Origin of the sequence: Adhaeribacter radiodurans (genome assembly GCF_014075995.1) — a bacterium.
GTDB lineage: Bacteria > Bacteroidota > Bacteroidia > Cytophagales > Hymenobacteraceae > Adhaeribacter > Adhaeribacter radiodurans.
In genome coordinates this window covers 3854646-3871090 of record NZ_CP055153.1, presented here as the reverse complement: position 1 = coordinate 3871090, position 16445 = coordinate 3854646, and the positions used below count along the sequence as shown (strand labels likewise).

10 protein-coding genes are annotated in these 16445 nt (G+C 42.5%); 7 read left to right on the top strand and 3 right to left on the bottom strand.

The window, feature by feature from the left end:
• Window positions 1–315: 315 nt before the first annotated feature.
• The gene (locus HUW48_RS15615) at window positions 316–1509 is read right to left on the bottom strand and encodes a phosphoglycerate kinase (RefSeq protein ID WP_182411832.1); all 1194 of its coding nucleotides are present in this window, start codon (window positions 1507–1509) and stop codon (window positions 316–318) included.
• A 623-nt stretch (window positions 1510–2132) separates the two neighbouring features.
• On the opposite strand from HUW48_RS15615, the gene HUW48_RS15610 reads away from it, so the two are divergent.
• From HUW48_RS15610 to HUW48_RS15590, 5 genes are all read left to right on the top strand, one after another.
• Entirely contained in the window at window positions 2133–4838 is a 2706-nt protein-coding gene (locus HUW48_RS15610) for a D-alanine--D-alanine ligase family protein (RefSeq protein WP_182411831.1), read from the top strand.
• A gap of 111 nt (window positions 4839–4949) precedes the next feature.
• The gene (locus HUW48_RS15605; RefSeq protein ID WP_182411830.1) at window positions 4950–5738 is read left to right on the top strand and encodes a PASTA domain-containing protein; all 789 of its coding nucleotides are present in this window, start codon (window positions 4950–4952) and stop codon (window positions 5736–5738) included.
• Window positions 5739–5884: 146 nt separating this feature from the next.
• Entirely contained in the window at window positions 5885–7723 is a 1839-nt protein-coding gene (locus tag HUW48_RS15600) for a T9SS type A sorting domain-containing protein (protein ID WP_182411829.1), read from the top strand.
• A 5-nt stretch (window positions 7724–7728) separates the two neighbouring features.
• Window positions 7729–8025 carry a rhodanese-like domain-containing protein gene (locus HUW48_RS15595; RefSeq protein WP_182411828.1) on the top strand — a complete coding sequence of 99 codons (297 nt, stop codon included), beginning with the start codon at window positions 7729–7731 and terminating at the stop codon, window positions 8023–8025.
• A gap of 336 nt (window positions 8026–8361) precedes the next feature.
• Window positions 8362–8787 carry a hypothetical protein gene (locus HUW48_RS15590; RefSeq protein WP_182411827.1) on the top strand — a complete coding sequence of 142 codons (426 nt, stop codon included), beginning with the start codon at window positions 8362–8364 and terminating at the stop codon, window positions 8785–8787.
• 160 nt (window positions 8788–8947) lie between these two features.
• On the opposite strand, the gene HUW48_RS27315 is transcribed toward HUW48_RS15590, so the two are convergent.
• Window positions 8948–9073 (bottom strand): hypothetical protein, encoded by a 126-nt coding sequence (locus tag HUW48_RS27315; protein ID WP_262891445.1) that lies wholly within the window; start codon window positions 9071–9073, stop codon window positions 8948–8950.
• 145 nt (window positions 9074–9218) lie between these two features.
• Window positions 9219–12626, bottom strand: a complete 3408-nt coding sequence (locus HUW48_RS15585) for a methylmalonyl-CoA mutase family protein (protein ID WP_182411826.1) — start codon at window positions 12624–12626, stop codon at window positions 9219–9221.
• A gap of 202 nt (window positions 12627–12828) precedes the next feature.
• Between HUW48_RS15585 and treF the strand changes: the two genes are divergently transcribed.
• Together treF and lepA are read left to right on the top strand one after the other, a co-directional pair.
• Complete coding sequence (gene treF, locus HUW48_RS15580) at window positions 12829–14436, top strand: alpha,alpha-trehalase TreF (protein ID WP_182411825.1); 1608 nt, start codon at window positions 12829–12831, stop codon at window positions 14434–14436.
• Between the two features lie 220 nt (window positions 14437–14656).
• Window positions 14657–16444, top strand: coding sequence for a translation elongation factor 4 (lepA, locus tag HUW48_RS15575; RefSeq protein ID WP_182411824.1), 1788 nt, complete (start codon window positions 14657–14659; stop codon window positions 16442–16444).
• Window position 16445 lies beyond the last annotated feature (1 nt).

The window sequence follows — 16445 nt, the reverse complement described above, 5'->3', positions numbered from 1 at the left end:
CAGCGGTAGCTTGAAATAAATAGTTGTGATATAAATCTTCTAATTTTATTAGCCAACCTAAAACAAAAAAGCTTAAAAGCGTTGGGAAAATAATTTTTGAAAATTTAAATATCATTTAATAAAAGAGGTAACTATTGTGTATACGCCACCATTACGTACATATCCCTTAATATAACTTTATAAACGTAATTAAATAGTAGTTAATAGTAAGATTGATTAACTGCCTTTTAGGTAGGTAATTTCTTACTTGCGTATAAACAAAAACACCCCGGCTGTTATCAACCAGGGTGTTTTAAAGTAAATAATTTTAAAATTTTAAGCTTCTAATGCAGCTACGCCGGGTAGGGTTTTACCTTCCATGTACTCGAGCAGGGCGCCACCACCGGTAGAAACGTAAGATACATCGTTGCCGTAACCGGCCTGGTTGATAGCGGCCGCCGAATCACCACCGCCAATAAGCGAGAAGGCACCGTTGCGGGTAGCGGCTACTACGGCTTCGGCAATAGTAGTGGTACCCACGGCAAAGTTCGGCATCTCAAAAACGCCCATTGGACCATTCCAGAGAATGGTGCGGGAATTACGAACTACTTCACCAAATTTAGCCCGGGTTTCTGGTCCAATGTCTAAACCCATCCAGTTGTCTGGAATGGTGCCGCTGCTTACCACTTCTGAGGTAGCGTCGTTAGCAAATTTATCGGCAATAACCGTGTCTGCGGGTAAGTACAGTTTTACTCCTTTTTCTTTGGCTTTGTCCATCAGGCTCAGCACTAAGTCCAGCTTGTCGGCTTCTAATAAAGAATCGCCTACGGTACCACCCTGGGCTTTGGCAAAAGTATAACTCATACCGCCGCCAATAATCAGGTTATCTACTTTATCCAGCAACTGCTCAATTATCAAAATTTTGTCGGAGATTTTGGCTCCTCCCATAATAGCGGTAAACGGACGTTCCGGATTTTCCAGTACCTTTTTCGCATTTTCAAGCTCGGCCTGCATAACGTAGCCGGTCATTTTTGCATCAGCCGGGAAGTATTGGGCAATAACCGCAGTAGAAGCATGGGCACGGTGGGCGGTACCAAAGGCATCGTTTACGTACACATCGCCGAGTTTACTTAATTTTTCGGAAAAGGCTTTATCTCCTTTTTCTTCTTCGGGGTAAAAACGCAGGTTTTCGAGTAATAAAATTTCACCGGGCTGTAGGTTTTGCGCCAGATCAGTGGCTTCTTGACCAATGCAATCCGAAGCAAATTTTACATCGGTACCAAAGGCCTGAGACAAAGCCCCAACAATGTGACGCAAGGAATATTTATCGGAAAGACCGCCTTTAGGCCGCCCCAAATGCGACATTAAAATAGCCGACCCGCCATCTTTTAGAATTTTCTGAATAGTAGGAACAGCTGCGCGAATACGTGTGTCGTCGGTTATCTGAAATTCCTCGTTAAGGGGTACGTTAAAATCTACCCGGACCAAGGCCCGTTTGCCACCGAAATTATAATCGTCTACTGTTTTCATAGTTGTTTTAGTTTAGTCCATAGTCCAGAGACCATGTTTATATTACTGAATTGTTTTATAGTTGAACAATTGGATTGTTATACTGCCAGATGGTTGAATGGTTGAAAAGATAGAGAGTTATTATTCAGAAATGCGCAATCTTTCAACTTCACAACCTTTTTCTTTATCAACTTGCAACCAGCAACCGGAAACTTGTAACAAATTAGCCGGGCAAAGTTATATTATTTTAGGGATTACAAAAGAATCTGGAACGAAACTGTCTGAATCGCGGATTAAACAATTTACACGGATTTCCCATATTATATCTTTATAGCGACAATAGAATGGATTATTATTGAAAAATTAACCATTTCTACTCCTCCTCTTCGGCATTGGGGGAAAATTTGCTTTAAAGCCGATAAATAATATGTTTGTTCAATCTTTTATTCTTTACTATACCTACTATTCATAAAAAAGGAGTAATCATAGTTATCGGTTGGCATCCGGCATTTTTACAAACCATAATCTGCTAAAACTGTATAATCCTTTTAACCTACGATTCAAACAATCTAATTCGCGGAATCCGTGAAATCTGCGAAAATCCGCAATACCATTTTCCACAATTTTAGAATATCTTTGCACGGATGAAAATAGGGATAATTTTTGGCGGACCTTCGCGCGAACGGGAAATTTCCTTTGCGGGTGGTCGTACCGTTTACGATAATTTAGATAAGTCCTTTTTTGAGGCAGTACCTGTTTTTGTAGATAGCCTGGGGAATTTTATTTTGCTCGATTGGCATTATATTTACAAAGGTACCATTCGCGATTTTTACCCGCCCATAGAAGTTTTACCGCAATCTTTGCATCAACTCCAGATTTACATTGAATCGCTAGGCGAATTAAGTACCGAAGAGCAGGATAGCATAATCAGCAAAGTAGGTAAGCGCATTTTGCCCCACCAGTTTAAAGATTATTTTGGTTTTGCTTTTCTGGCTTTACACGGGCCTTACGGCGAAGACGGCAGCATACAAGGCTTGTTGGAATGGTACCGCATACCTTATTCTGGTTCCGGCATTTTACCCTCGGCTATTGGAATTGATAAAATTCTGCAAAAAGATTACATGCATAGCCACGGCTTTCCGGTGCCCCGTTACCGCATTGTGCAAGCCGAAGAATGGGCAAATACCAGTCAAAGACCCCTTATTTTTGAACAACTTACCCGCGATTTAGATTTGCCACTGGTAATTAAAGCGCCGCACCAGGGTTCTTCGATTGGGGTTTCCATTATTAAAACTACCGATTTCAAGGCGTTTGAGGAGGCCCTAGCTCGCAGCTTTTTTGCGAAAACCATTTATAAAACTACCTGGCAAGGATATTCGGCGGAAGCCAAACTAAACTTTGTAAAGCAACTAACCGACATCCGGGAAGGAATTGGCTTACCGGTACGCACCGAAAACGGTGTGATTATTCATCATCCGGAGCAACTATTGGAAGTTTTGGAAGGAATTTTTGCCGATAATACCCGGGAAGAAATTACCTTGACTAACGTAGAAAGTGAACCATATGTGCTGCTAGAATCCTTTATTCAGGGAAAAGAGTTTTCTTGTATAGTTATTCAGGACCCGCACGGGAACCCGCTGGCTTTGCCGCCCACCGAAATTATTAAGGGAGGCGAAGTGTTTGATTACCGCAGTAAATACTTGCCAGGTTTAAGCCGTAAAATTACCCCGATAAACTTGCCCGATGAGCAAATCCAACACATCCGGCAGGAGTGTAGCCGTTTATTTAAGTCCATTGGATTTAACGTGTATGCGCGTTTAGATGGTTTTATTACTGATGATGGTCAGGTGTTCTTAAACGACCCTAATACTACTTCGGGCATGTTGCCTTCGTCGTTCTTCTTCCACCAGGCCGCCGAAATTGGCTTAAATCCATCACAGTTTTTAACCTATATTATCCGGACTTCACTGGTAGAGCGTTTAAAATCCGGGAAAGATACTGCACATTTACTAAAACAATTGCACGAGTTAGATGCGGCTATTCAAAACGAGAAAACAGCTAACCAGGAAAAAATAAAAGTTGGTGTTATTATGGGCGGTTATTCCTCGGAGCGGCATATCTCCGTGGAAAGTGGCCGGAACATTTTCGAAAAACTTGCCTCTTCGGTAAAATACCAGCCTGTACCCATTTTCCTGACCGGCTCGGCCGAGAAACATCGTTTGTATGTAATACCTATAAATATTATGTTGAAGGACAACGCCGACGACATAAAAGAAAAAATTACCCACGCGGAAGAAGGTCATTTGCACCACCCGGTTCTGGAACAAATCCGGCAAGACGCCAGCCCGATTACCGAAAAATACGCCGGAAAAATGGTACATGAACCGCAGCAGATTGACTATGAACAACTGAAAAGTCTGGTTGATGCGGTATTTATTGCCTTGCACGGCCGTCCCGGCGAAGATGGCGCTTTACAAACTGAACTGGAGAAATACGGTATTCCGTACAATGGCTCCGGAATTGATTCGTCGCGGATAACTATTAATAAATACGAAACCAATGAAATTCTGCGACAGCACGGTATTAAAGTAGCCGACCATTTAATGGCGTATAAACAAGACTGGCAGGCAAATAAAGAAAGGTTTTTTCAGAAAGTTGAAGATGCTTTTAGTTATCCGTTTATTGCCAAACCGGCGGATGATGGCTGTTCTTCGGCGGTGAAGAAAATTAAAAACCGGAACGAACTGGAAGCTTTTTCAGAGCTTATTTTCCGGGAAACCGAGGATTTAACAGAAAAACCAGCCACCGTTCTAGCACTAGGTTTTAAAGAAGAATTTCCGCAGAAAGAAGCTTTTCTGGTAGAAAATCTGATTTCGAAAGAAGATAGCTCACACTTTTTAGAAGTTACGGGTGGTTTGCTTACCCGTTATTCTCTGGATGGCAAAGTAGAATACGAAGTGTTCGAAGCATCAGAGGCGCTGGCCGAAGGGGAAGTTTTATCTTTAGAAGAAAAGTTTTTAGCCGGCGAAGGCCAAAATATAACCCCGGCCCGTTATGCTCCGGAACCAAAACTGCGGCAAAAAATTTCGGATAAAGTAAAAGCCGATTTAAAGAAAGTAGCTGAAGTTTTAAGTATTGAAGGCTACGCCCGGATTGATGCATTTGTGCGCATAAAAGAAAAAGAAGAGGTAGAAACCATAATAATTGAGGTGAACTCCTTACCTGGAATGACACCAGCCACCTGTATTTTCCATCAAACGGCAATCAATGGTTACAAGCCTTACGATTTTATCGACCGGATTTTAACTTTCGGGATGGAGCGCAACCAGAAAAAAGTAACGGCCGATTAAGGTAAATCTTCTGGTAATCATTTTTACTAAAAAATTTAAATAACACTATCCCATAGATTTATTTCGTTTAAATGTTTAACCAAAGCCAATAAACGAAAAACAGATTTTTGCATGAGTAATTTTTTTAAAGCGAATTCGCCTATTGGTCTTATCAAGCACTTAATCATTATTGCAATGATTGTTGCTTTAATGTTATTTGTCTTCTTTTTCGTGTATCTGCCTTCTACTACCAATCACGGGCAAACCATTACGGTACCTAAAATTACCGGTATGCGCCTGGATGAAGTAGAAAGTTTTCTGGATGATAATAACCTGCGTTTTTTCGTGAGCGATTCCAGCTACAGTACCAGTAAAAAGCCGTTTGAGGTTTTAACCCAAGATCCAACGCCTGGTTCTAAAGTGAAAGAAGACCGTAAGATTTACATTTCCTATAACATGAAAACACCGCCCAAAATTAAAATGCCCAAATTATTGGACGGCTCGGTAAAAAATGCCCAGTTAATTTTAAAGAGCTACGATTTGCAAGTAGGAGAAGTACGTTTTGTGCCGGATTTACAAGAAAACGCTGTTTTAAAACAATTGTACCAAGGTAAAGAAATTGCTCCAGGGGCACCCATTGCAAAAGGATCGGTAATTGACCTGGTGGTTGGAAATGGAATTGGTAACGATGAATTTGAAGTTCCTAAAGTAATAGGTATGCCTATTGATGAAGCCACCGTTTTATTGGTTGGTCAGAATCTGCAGGTAGGCAGCATTACGTACCAGGCAGCACCTAACGGCGAAGCCGATGGCACTGTTTTGCGCCAAAGGCCTAATGCTAGCTCTGGTGCCATGATTCGGGTAGGAGAGTTGGTAGACTTATGGGTAGCTGGTCCGGAACCGGTTAAAGCAGTGGAGTAGCACTGAGTATTCCTGAAGTAAGTAGCAGCATTCTCTTAAACGTTAGTGGCTTTAAGTCGTAAATTATTTAAAACTATTGCCGATGTCTTAGCTGTTTTTGTACGGCGGTTAAACGGCTAAAATTTATAGTAGCACCAGTTAACGATATGATGAAACGTTTTCTTGCCGGGTTATTTTTTTATTTTAGCTTACTTACCGGGCACGCGCAATTTGTTACGCCTCTTGAATCGTATCCAATGCCGGCCGCTACTAACCGGTATCAGGCGGCTCGTTTAAATGCGGTAGGCGATACATTACAGTTACCTTTTTTTGATGATTTTGCGAACCAGGTTTCTGGTCCAGGCAATCCGCTTTATTGGCAGTCAGGCGGCGGCGCTTTCGTTAATAATCAGTTTGGTGTTAGACCTCCTTCTGCAGGAGTAGTAACATTAGAAGGAATCCGGGCCAATGGCTTGCCTTATAACGCGCTTACCTCGTACGGCTATTCCGATACGCTTACTTCCAAACCGCTGAATTTGCAAAATTATAACCCAGTGGCAGATTCGGTTTACCTAAGTTTTTACTGGCAAGCGGGTGGCTTGGCTGGTTCGCCGGATACCTATTCTGCTACCCGCCCGGTATTTTTGGCAGTGGAATTTAAAGATGTGAACGGTATTTGGCGGGAAGTTTGGCGGCAAGAAGGACAAAACCAGGCTACCGAATTCAAGCGCGAAGATATCCAAATTCTAAATGCTGCCGATGCGCTTTATTTTTACAATGGGTTTCAATTTCGTTTTCGCAATTCGGGCGTTTTAAAAGGTACCGGCGATGCCTGGAACCTGGATTATGTTTATCTAAATAAAAAAGTCAATCCCGAAAAACGCCTCCTGGAAGATGTAGCCGTAAGTCAGCGTTTAAATTCTTTATTGAACCGGTATATGGCCATGCCAGCCTGGCAATTTTTAGCAAATCCACTAACTGAGTTAAACGATTCAACTTTTACTACTATTAATAACTTAAATAATCGGTTTGCTCCCATTACCTGGCGGGGATATACCCAAGTAATAAGTACCGCTCAACCGGCAGATACTTTTTTACGAGGAAATGCTGCCATTGAACCGCTGGCTCAGCAATACCTGGTTAATGGACAGCCTGTATTGGGATCTACTTCTGCTCTGGGCAACGATTTTACGGTGAAGAGTGCCTTGTTTTTAAATTCCCGCGAAACTTTTGACCGCACCCGGCAGAACGATACCATTTCCCGGATCACTGAATTCAAAGATTATTACGCCTACGACGATGGTACCGCCGAAAGCAATTTTAGCTTAGATAAAACCGGTCAAAGACAAGGGGCTTACGCTTTTGAAACCAACGTGCCCGATCAGGTGAAAGGCATACGGGTGTATTTGACTAAAACCAACGTAGCCAAGCATTTAATTAATTTCCGGGTGTGGGATGCCGAGGATGGTAACCCGGCTACCACCGCCAAAGTTCAGCAAGGCTTTACCATACCGGCCGTAGAAACACTAAATCAGTTTTATGATATTATTTTTCCCGCCTCGGTACCGGTAAATGGTACTTTTTTCATTGGCTGGAGCTTAAGTCCATCGGTAGCAGATTTTGTTAATTTCGGGTTTGATTTAAACGAAAGTGCTGCTGGTAAAATTAAATACAACAATGGTACTCAGTGGGAAGATTTTAACGGTGAACGCGGTGCGCTTCTGATTCGCCCAATAATGGATCGGGTAACGGGGAGTAAAGATATTTTGCCGGATCAAAATCTGGTACAAGCTTTTCCGAACCCCAGCACGGGGCAGGTTACTTTAAAAGGCCCCATTTCGAATTGGCGAGTTACAGATGCAACCGGAAAACTAATTTTAAAAGGGGAGGCAAAGAATCGTGATGTAACCCGAGTAAATTTGTTGGCTTTAGCGAATGGCTTATATTTTATACATTGCCAAACCAAAAAAGGAATCGTAATTAAAAAAATCAGCTTAAACCATTAAAAATTATGGAAGATATTACCACCAATGAACTAAAACAGCGCTTAGCTGCCGGCGAAAAGCCTTTTATCGTGGATGTAAGAGAACCGCACGAATACGATGAATTTAATATTGGTGCTTTAAATATTCCGTTGGGCAGCCTGCCCCAGCGTTTAGATGAACTGGAAGCCCACAAAAACGAAGAAATAATTTTACATTGCCGCTCTGGTGCCCGTTCCGGCAACGCAAAGGCTTATTTATTACAACAAGGTTACCCAAACGTAAGAAACTTACTGGGTGGAATGCTGGCCTGGCAAGCGCAATAATAAAGTAAATATTTACTTAAAACCGGCAGTCAGATTTATCTGACTGCCGGTTTTGCTTTTAGTAAAATTGCTCACCTAAATTGGACTACTTTTTAGGTATTCTACACTTCATCCAGGCGCATAAATTTACTAAATCTTATTTATTACATCTTGGCAGAATAAAGGTGATTGATACAGAAACTTTTAATAAAAAAAGGTTGGTAGCTTTATTTAAAATGTACTAAGCCTTTCAGTATGGATTTTGTACCAAGTTCTGAGGCCGGTTCATTTAAAATATTATTCCTGAAGATAGCCTAATCTTTTTAAAATTCGTTAGAAGAAAAAAAACCAAAATCCATGAAATCTAGAATTATTATAACATTAGTTGTAAGCGCCTGTTTATTCTTAAATCAAGTATCTCACGCACAAACAACTACCAACACAAATGTAGATTCCTTGCGGAATGCGCAACAGCAAAATATGGACCGTTTACGGGATACCAAAGAATATAGCAATGCAACCAAAAGCAAAGCAAAAGATGCTGACAGATACGAAGACGATGCTTCGGCGGTAGCCAAAGAAGCCAAGATGAACGCGAAGGCTGCCCGTAAACAAGAAAAGGCTGCCCGTAAAGAGCAAAAATTAGCCCGCCAGCAAGAAAAAGCAACAAAACGGGAAGCAAGAGCTGCTAGAAAAGCAGAAAATGCGGAGAAAAAAGCTGCTAAGGCCCGTAAGAAAGCTGATAAACAAGCTCGCAAAGCGGAAAAAGCATTAAGTAAATAAAGGCAGAAATACCTACCCTATTAATAGAAAAGCCTCTTTTAAGAGGCTTTTTTTATGATCAAGTAAGAAGTTTACGTAATTTTTAGGGGATACAATAACAGCTTGGTTACTCTGCAAAAAAATAACCAGGGTAAACATAAGTAAAAAGTATTAATCTCTCTTAAAGATAAAGATGATAGTCCTCATCCGTTAGATTAATATGAATATCCTCGGCATCAATTAAAGATTTAATAACCAAACCCAAGGTGCCTATAATCAATAAGGATGTAATGGTAATTGTTTTCATATTACAGCAAAAATTAAATTTCTATAATATTAACGAAAAATCAAGGAATTTAGTTTTGGCTCAACATTATTAAATTATTAACAACCTTTGGCGGATTTCGGGGTGCAAATTTTTAAAAATTTTAAAATATAAAAGTAGCTTAATATTACATGTTTCGGCGGTATTGCCCTCCCACGCTGAACAAAGCATGGGTAATTTGGCCTAAGGAACAATACTTAACGGTTTCCATTAGTTCTGCAAAAATATTTTGCTGTTGCACGGCTATTTCTTGTACGCGTTTTAACTTTTCTTCGGCTATTCCAGCGTTGCGTTGGTGTAGCAATTCCAGCATTTTTATCTGGTATTGCTTTTCTTCTTCCGTGGCCCGGATTACTTGCGAAGGAATTATGGTGGGGGAGCCTTTGCTGCTTAAAAAAGTATTTACTCCCACAATGGGATATTCGCCGGTGTGTTTCAGGGTTTCGTAGTACAAACTTTCTTCCTGAATTTTACCGCGCTGGTACATGGTTTCCATAGCGCCTAACACACCGCCGCGCTCGGTAATGCGGTCAAATTCGAGCAGTACGGCTTCTTCTACTAAATCAGTCAGCTCTTCTATGATAAAGGAGCCTTGCAACGGGTTTTCGTTTTTAGCCAAACCTAACTCCCGGTTTATGATTAATTGTATGGCCATGGCTCGACGTACACTTTCTTCGGTAGGAGTAGTTATGGCCTCGTCGTAGGCATTAGTGTGCAACGAGTTACAGTTATCGTAAATGGCGTATAGTGCTTGTAAGGTGGTGCGGATGTCGTTAAAATCTATTTCCTGCGCGTGTAAGGAGCGGCCGGAGGTTTGAATGTGGTACTTGAGCATTTGGGAACGGGCATTAGCGCCGTATTTCAACTTCATGGCTTTGGCCCAAATACGACGAGCCACCCGGCCAATTACGGCATATTCCGGGTCGATGCCGTTGGAGAAGAAAAAGCTGAGGTTAGGAGCAAAAGCGTTGATGTCCATGCCGCGGCTCACGTAATATTCTACGTAAGTAAAGCCGTTGGCTAAGGTAAAAGCCAACTGCGAAATAGGATTAGCGCCTGCTTCGGCAATATGGTAACCCGAAATAGATACCGAGTAAAAGTTGCGGACGTTGTTTTGAATAAAGTATTCCTGCACATCTCCCATTAAACGTAGAGAAAACTCCGTACTAAAAATACAAGTATTTTGCGCCTGGTCTTCTTTTAAAATATCGGCTTGCACGGTACCGCGCACCGCCGCCAAAGTTCGCTCTTTAATTTTTTGGTAAATTTCCGGAGGTAATACCTGGTCGCCGGTTACTCCCAGCAGCATTAAGCCTAAACCATCGTTGCCGGTTGGTAAATCGCCTTGGTAGTGTGGTCGGGTTTGGTCTTTATTTTTAAAAATTTGGTCAATTTTCTGGTTAACCTCTTCTTCCAGATTATTTTGTTTGATATAAAGTTCGCATTGCTGGTCGATGGCGGCATTCAGGAAAAAAGCCGTAAGTATTGCCGCCGGACCGTTAATGGTCATGGAAACTGACGTTTTCGGATCGGCCAGGTTAAAACCGGAGTACAGTTTTTTAGCATCGTCAAGGCAGCAAGTGCTCACGCCGGAGTTTCCTATTTTGCCGTAAATATCAGGCCGAATAGCTGGGTCTTCGCCGTAGAGGGTAACCGAGTCAAACGCCGTTGATAAACGCTTGGCCGGTAAACCCAAACTTACGTAGTGGAAGCGTCGGTTGGTTCGCTCGGGGCCGCCTTCGCCGGCAAACATGCGAGTCGGGTCTTCGCCTTCGCGTTTAAACGGAAATACGCCAGCCGTGTACGGAAACTCACCCGGTACATTTTCCTGCAAATTCCAACGCAGTAAATCACCCCAGGCTTCGTAGCGGGGCAAGGAAATTTTAGGAATTTCGAGTTGTGATAAACTGGTGTTATGGGTTTTTATTTTAACTTCCTTATCTCGGACTTTAAAAATAAAGTATTCCTCCTGATATGCTTGCCTCCGGTTTTCCCAATTTTCCAGCAGCTTCCGGTTATTGACATCAAGTTGGTGTTCCAGTTCGGTATAGGCCTGATTTAATTGATTTTTTAAATTTTCTTTATCGTTTAACGATAAATCCTGAACCGCCGCTACTGATTTTTTTAAACCGAATAACTTTTGCGCGATTTCGGCTTGGGTATTTACCCATTTATCGTATTGCCGGTTCGTTTCCGAAATTTCAGATAAGTAGCGCGTGCGGCTCGGCGGAATAATGTAAATTTTTTCGGACTGTTCGGCAGTTATAAGTGCATTCGTCTGAAAGTTTAATCCGGATTTTTGCGCAATTTTTCTCATAACGGCCCAGTAGAGTTGGTTCATACCCGGATCGTTAAACTGAGAGGCGATGGTGCCAAATACCGGTAATCCTTCATCATGTGTTTCCCAGAGTTGATGGTTGCGTTTGTATTGTTTTTTTACATCGCGCAAAGCATCCTGGGCGCCGCGTTTATCAAATTTGTTAAGGGCAATTACATCGGCAAAATCGAGCATGTCAATTTTTTCGAGCTGGGTAGCGGCCCCGTATTCCGGCGTCATTACGTACAAACTCACATCCGAGTGCTCCACAATTTCGGTATCAGATTGCCCAATGCCGGATGTTTCCAGAATAATTAAATTAAACTGAGCAGTTTTTACGATGTCTACCGCATCTTGCACGTGTTTGCTTAAAGCTAAATTGCTTTGGCGGGTAGCTAGCGAGCGCATGTACACCCGGTCGTTGCTAATGGCATTCATTCGGATGCGGTCGCCGAGTAAAGCCCCGCCAGTTTTGCGTTTACTAGGGTCAACCGAGATAATGGCTACACTGGCTGCCGGAGAATCCTGTAAAAACCGCCGGACTAACTCGTCTACTAAACTCGATTTGCCCGCTCCGCCGGTGCCGGTAATTCCTAAAACCGGAGTTATTTGTTGTTCGTTGTTCGTTGTTTGGTTCTCAGAATGGGAGAATAAATCAGCTCTGAATTTTTCAAACTCAGCGGGGTAATTTTCTGCGGCTGAAATTAGACGGGCAATAGACTTGGCGTCTTTCTTTTTTAAATAATTTACTTCGCCGTTCAGGTTTTTACCCGTCGGGAAATCGCATTGTTGCAGTAAATCGTTGATCATGCCTTGTAAACCCATGGCACGGCCATCGTCGGGAGAGTAAATGCGGGTAATGCCGTATTGGTGCAGTTCTTCTATTTCCTGAGGCAGAATTACGCCACCCCCGCCGCCGAATATTTTAATATGTCCGCAGCCGAGCTCTTGTAATAAATCATACATATACTTAAAGTACTCCAAATGGCCGCCCTGGTACGACGTAATGGCAATGGCCTGAGCATCTTCCTGTATCGCGCAATCCACTATTTCCTGCACTGACCGGTTATGGCCTAAATGAATAACCTCGGCACCGGAAGCCTGCAAAATGCGGCGCATAATGTTAATGGCGGCATCGTGCCCGTCGAAAAGCGAAGCGGCGGTTACAATCCGGAGGGGATTAACGGGTTTATATACTTCAACAGGGGCAGTCGGCATACAGGTAAAATGTTAGGGTTACAGCGTGCGAAGATAGAGAAAAAACGCCTTTTCTTATTTTAACGAAAGGCATACAGATTGGATTGCAACTAAAACGGGTAAATAAATAATGAAAAATGTAAAACGTAATAAGCTTTTTCCGGTAAGACTTGTTAATGATTTATTCTTAGTTACAATGTCGAAATTTAAACTCCGGTAATCCATGCTGACATCCGTTTATTTATCCTTTGTAAATTTTTCAGGAAAGCGCCTCTTTGCCCAAAAGGTTCCAGTTTTTGTTCTAATCTGGTTCGTTCTGGGGAGCCAGTTGCCCATCCAAGCACAGGTAAGGCCCGAAGTAGCTTTAGGTGAGCTTTTTAAAGACGTGCAGATGCAGGCCGTGTTTCCCGATTCTAAAACCTTTCCGGATTGTATTCCGCTTTCTTCGCCGGAAACTATTTTACAAGCTTACCAAACGGAAAAGAACAAAGCTGATTTTAATTTAAAAGCTTTCGTGCTGCAGCATTTTAAACTGCCACCTGAGCCAGCCACGAATTTTAAATCCGACACGGCTCAACCGGTAAGCCAGCATATAAATACGCTTTGGCCGGTTTTAACCCGGCAACCCATTCCGGAAACTTCGTCCTTAATTCCGTTGCCACATTCGTACGTGGTGCCGGGCGGCCGTTTTCGCGAAATTTATTACTGGGATAGTTATTTTACCATGTTGGGTTTGCAAGCAGCCGGTCAAACGCAGCTAATTCAGAACATGGTCGATAATTTTACTTTTTTAATCGATACCGTAGGCTTTATACCAAATGGTAACCGCAGCTATTATACCGGCCGCTCGCAACCTCCTTTTTACGCGTTAATGGTGAAAATTTTACGCGACATAAAAGGCCAGCAAGTTTTAAAGAAATACGGGCCCGCTTTGCAAAAAGAATATGAATTCTGGATGAAAGGAACTGCCGAGCTTACCGAAACAAACCCGGTAAACCTGCGAGTGGTGCGCTTACCGGATGGTAGCATTTTAAACCGGTACTACGATAATTTTCCGGAGCCGCGGCCCGAAGCCTACAAAGAAGACGTAAAGCTAGCTCAGGAAACCGGCCGGAATAAAGAAGAGGTGTACCGGCATTTGCGGGCTGCCGCCGAATCGGGTTGGGATTTTACGAGTCGTTGGTTTGCCGATGGAAAAACTTTAAAAACCATTCATACCACCGATATTATTCCCGTTGATTTAAACGCGCTGCTGTATCATTTAGAACTTACGCTGGCCGAAGTTGCCATTCTGAACCATGATACTTCAAAAGAAAACTATTACAATCAGCAAGCCAATAAGAGGAAGAAGGCACTAATAAACTATTGCTGGAGTAAAAAAGACAAGTACTTTTTAGATTATGATTTTAAAACCAGCCAAGTAACAACGGTTCCTTCTTTAGCGGCTACCTACCTTTTATTTTTTAAAATGGCTACCAACAAGCAAGCCAAAGCCGTGGCCAAACGTCTGAAAACTGATTTCCTGAAACCGGGTGGTTTAATCTCAACTCCTAACCATACCGGCGAACAATGGGATGCTCCTAACGCCTGGGCACCTTTGCAGTGGATAAGCATTCAGGGTTTACGTAATTACCGCCAGCATAAACTAGCCAAGCAGGTGAAACACAATTGGGTAGAAATAAATACCAGAGTTTATAAAAGTACCGGCAAATTAGTGGAGAAATATAACGTAGAAGCTACGCACCTGGAAGCAGGCGGTGGCGAGTACCCCTTACAAGATGGTTTTGGCTGGACCAATGGCGTATTACTAAAATTGTTATCAGAAAAGTAGGATGTCCGAAATGATGCCTGTCTACTTTTATATCAATTTTAAATTTTTGTCAGTTTTTAAATAAAAAACTAAACTAAGGTTATTTATAGAAACGCTTATTTGGTTGGAAGATAATTCAAAGTCTGTTACTTACTTTTTGAGTAATCTTTTAACCCAGAAAATCCTATTTCTGGTAAATTCTGCCGCAATTTTGTACCTTTGTTTTTCGTGTAATTGATTTATGAAGAACATCCGGAATTTTTGTATTATAGCCCATATCGACCACGGTAAAAGCACCCTCGCCGACCGACTGCTGGAATTTACTTCTACGGTAGCGGAGCGCGAAATGCAGGACCAACTGCTCGATAACATGGATTTAGAGCGGGAGCGGGGCATTACCATTAAAAGCCACGCCATTCAGATGGTGTATCAGTATAAAGGCGAAGAATATGTTTTAAACCTGATTGATACTCCCGGTCACGTGGATTTTTCGTACGAAGTTTCCCGTTCCATTGCAGCTTGCGAAGGCGCTTTGCTTATTGTGGATGCGTCGCAGGGCATAGAAGCGCAAACTATTTCTAATTTATATTTAGCTATCGGCAACGACCTGGAAATTATTCCGGTGCTGAACAAAATAGATTTGCCACATGCTATGCCTGAAGAAGTATCTGACCAGATAATTGATCTGATTGGCTGCGACCGCGAAGATATTATTCATGCTTCGGGGAAAGAAGGTATAGGGGTTGAAAATATTTTAAATGCCATCTGCGACCGGATTCCGGCTCCAAAAGGCGACCCGCAAGCTCCGTTGCAAGCCCTTATTTTTGACTCGGTTTTTAACTCGTACCGGGGTATAGAGGTTTATTTCCGGATTATGAACGGCACCTTGCGCAAAGGCGAGCGGGTAAAATTTATTAACACTGGTAAAACTTATTTTGCCGATGAAATTGGCGTATTAAAGCTAAATCAGGAATCACGCGATGTAATGGGCGCGGGCAATGTAGGTTACTTAATTTCCGGTATTAAAAACGCGAAAGAAGTAAAAGTAGGCGATACCATCACTACCGTCGAAAATCCTACTACAGTAGGGATAGAAGGTTTTGAAGAAGTAAAACCAATGGTTTTTGCCGGTATTTATCCCGTAGAAACCAGCGAGTTTGAGGAATTAAGGTCTTCCATGGAAAAATTGCAGCTCAACGATGCCTCTCTGGTCTGGGAACCCGAAACATCGGCGGCTTTGGGCTTTGGTTTTCGGTGCGGTTTCTTAGGAATGCTGCACATGGAAATTGTGCAGGAACGCCTTGAACGTGAGTTCGACATGACGGTAATTACCACTGTACCTAGCGTGCAGTTCAGAGCTTTCACCACCAAAGACGGTGAGATTACGGTAAACGCCCCTTCCGAAATGCCGGAACCCAATTACATCGACCACATTGAAGAGCCTTTTATTAAAGCCCAGATAATTTCGAAATCGGAGTACATTGGGCCGATAATATCGTTGTGCATGGATAAGCGGGGAGTTTTAAAAAGTCAGACCTACTTAACCAGCGACCGGGTTGAATTGAATTTTGAAATGCCCCTGGCCGAAATTGTATTCGACTTTTTTGATAAACTTAAAACCATTTCGCGCGGTTACGCTTCTCTGGATTATGAGCTGATTGGTTACCGGGAATCAAACATGGTGAAGCTGGACATTATGTTGAACGGCGAGAAAGTGGATGCCTTGAGTGCTATTGTGCACCGTGATAAAGCTTACGATTGGGGCAAACGTCTTTGCGAAAAGCTTCGCGAATTGCTTCCCCGTCAGATGTTCGAAATTGCCATTCAGGCCGCCATTGGCCAGAAAATTATTTCCCGCGAAACAGTAAAAGCCTTACGTAAAAACGTATTAGCTAAGTGTTATGGCGGTGATATTTCCCGGAAACGTAAACTTTTAGAAAAACAGAAAAAAGGGAAGAAACGCATGCGACAGGTTGGTAACGTAGAGATTCCGCAGGAAGCGTTTTTAGCCGTGTTAAAGCTGGATTAGT

Coding starts and splice junctions, on each gene's coding strand:
- HUW48_RS27315 (WP_262891445.1), bottom strand. CDS start 9,073: ATGAAAACAATTACCATTACATCCTTATTGATTATAGGCACCTTGGGT.
- lepA (WP_182411824.1), top strand. CDS start 14,657: ATGAAGAACATCCGGAATTTTTGTATTATAGCCCATATCGACCACGGT.
- HUW48_RS15615 (WP_182411832.1), bottom strand. CDS start 1,509: ATGAAAACAGTAGACGATTATAATTTCGGTGGCAAACGGGCCTTGGTC.
- HUW48_RS15585 (WP_182411826.1), bottom strand. CDS start 12,626: ATGCCGACTGCCCCTGTTGAAGTATATAAACCCGTTAATCCCCTCCGG.
- HUW48_RS15590 (WP_182411827.1), top strand. CDS start 8,362: ATGAAATCTAGAATTATTATAACATTAGTTGTAAGCGCCTGTTTATTC.
- HUW48_RS15610 (WP_182411831.1), top strand. CDS start 2,133: ATGAAAATAGGGATAATTTTTGGCGGACCTTCGCGCGAACGGGAAATT.
- HUW48_RS15600 (WP_182411829.1), top strand. CDS start 5,885: ATGATGAAACGTTTTCTTGCCGGGTTATTTTTTTATTTTAGCTTACTT.
- HUW48_RS15595 (WP_182411828.1), top strand. CDS start 7,729: ATGGAAGATATTACCACCAATGAACTAAAACAGCGCTTAGCTGCCGGC.
- HUW48_RS15605 (WP_182411830.1), top strand. CDS start 4,950: ATGAGTAATTTTTTTAAAGCGAATTCGCCTATTGGTCTTATCAAGCAC.
- treF (WP_182411825.1), top strand. CDS start 12,829: ATGCTGACATCCGTTTATTTATCCTTTGTAAATTTTTCAGGAAAGCGC.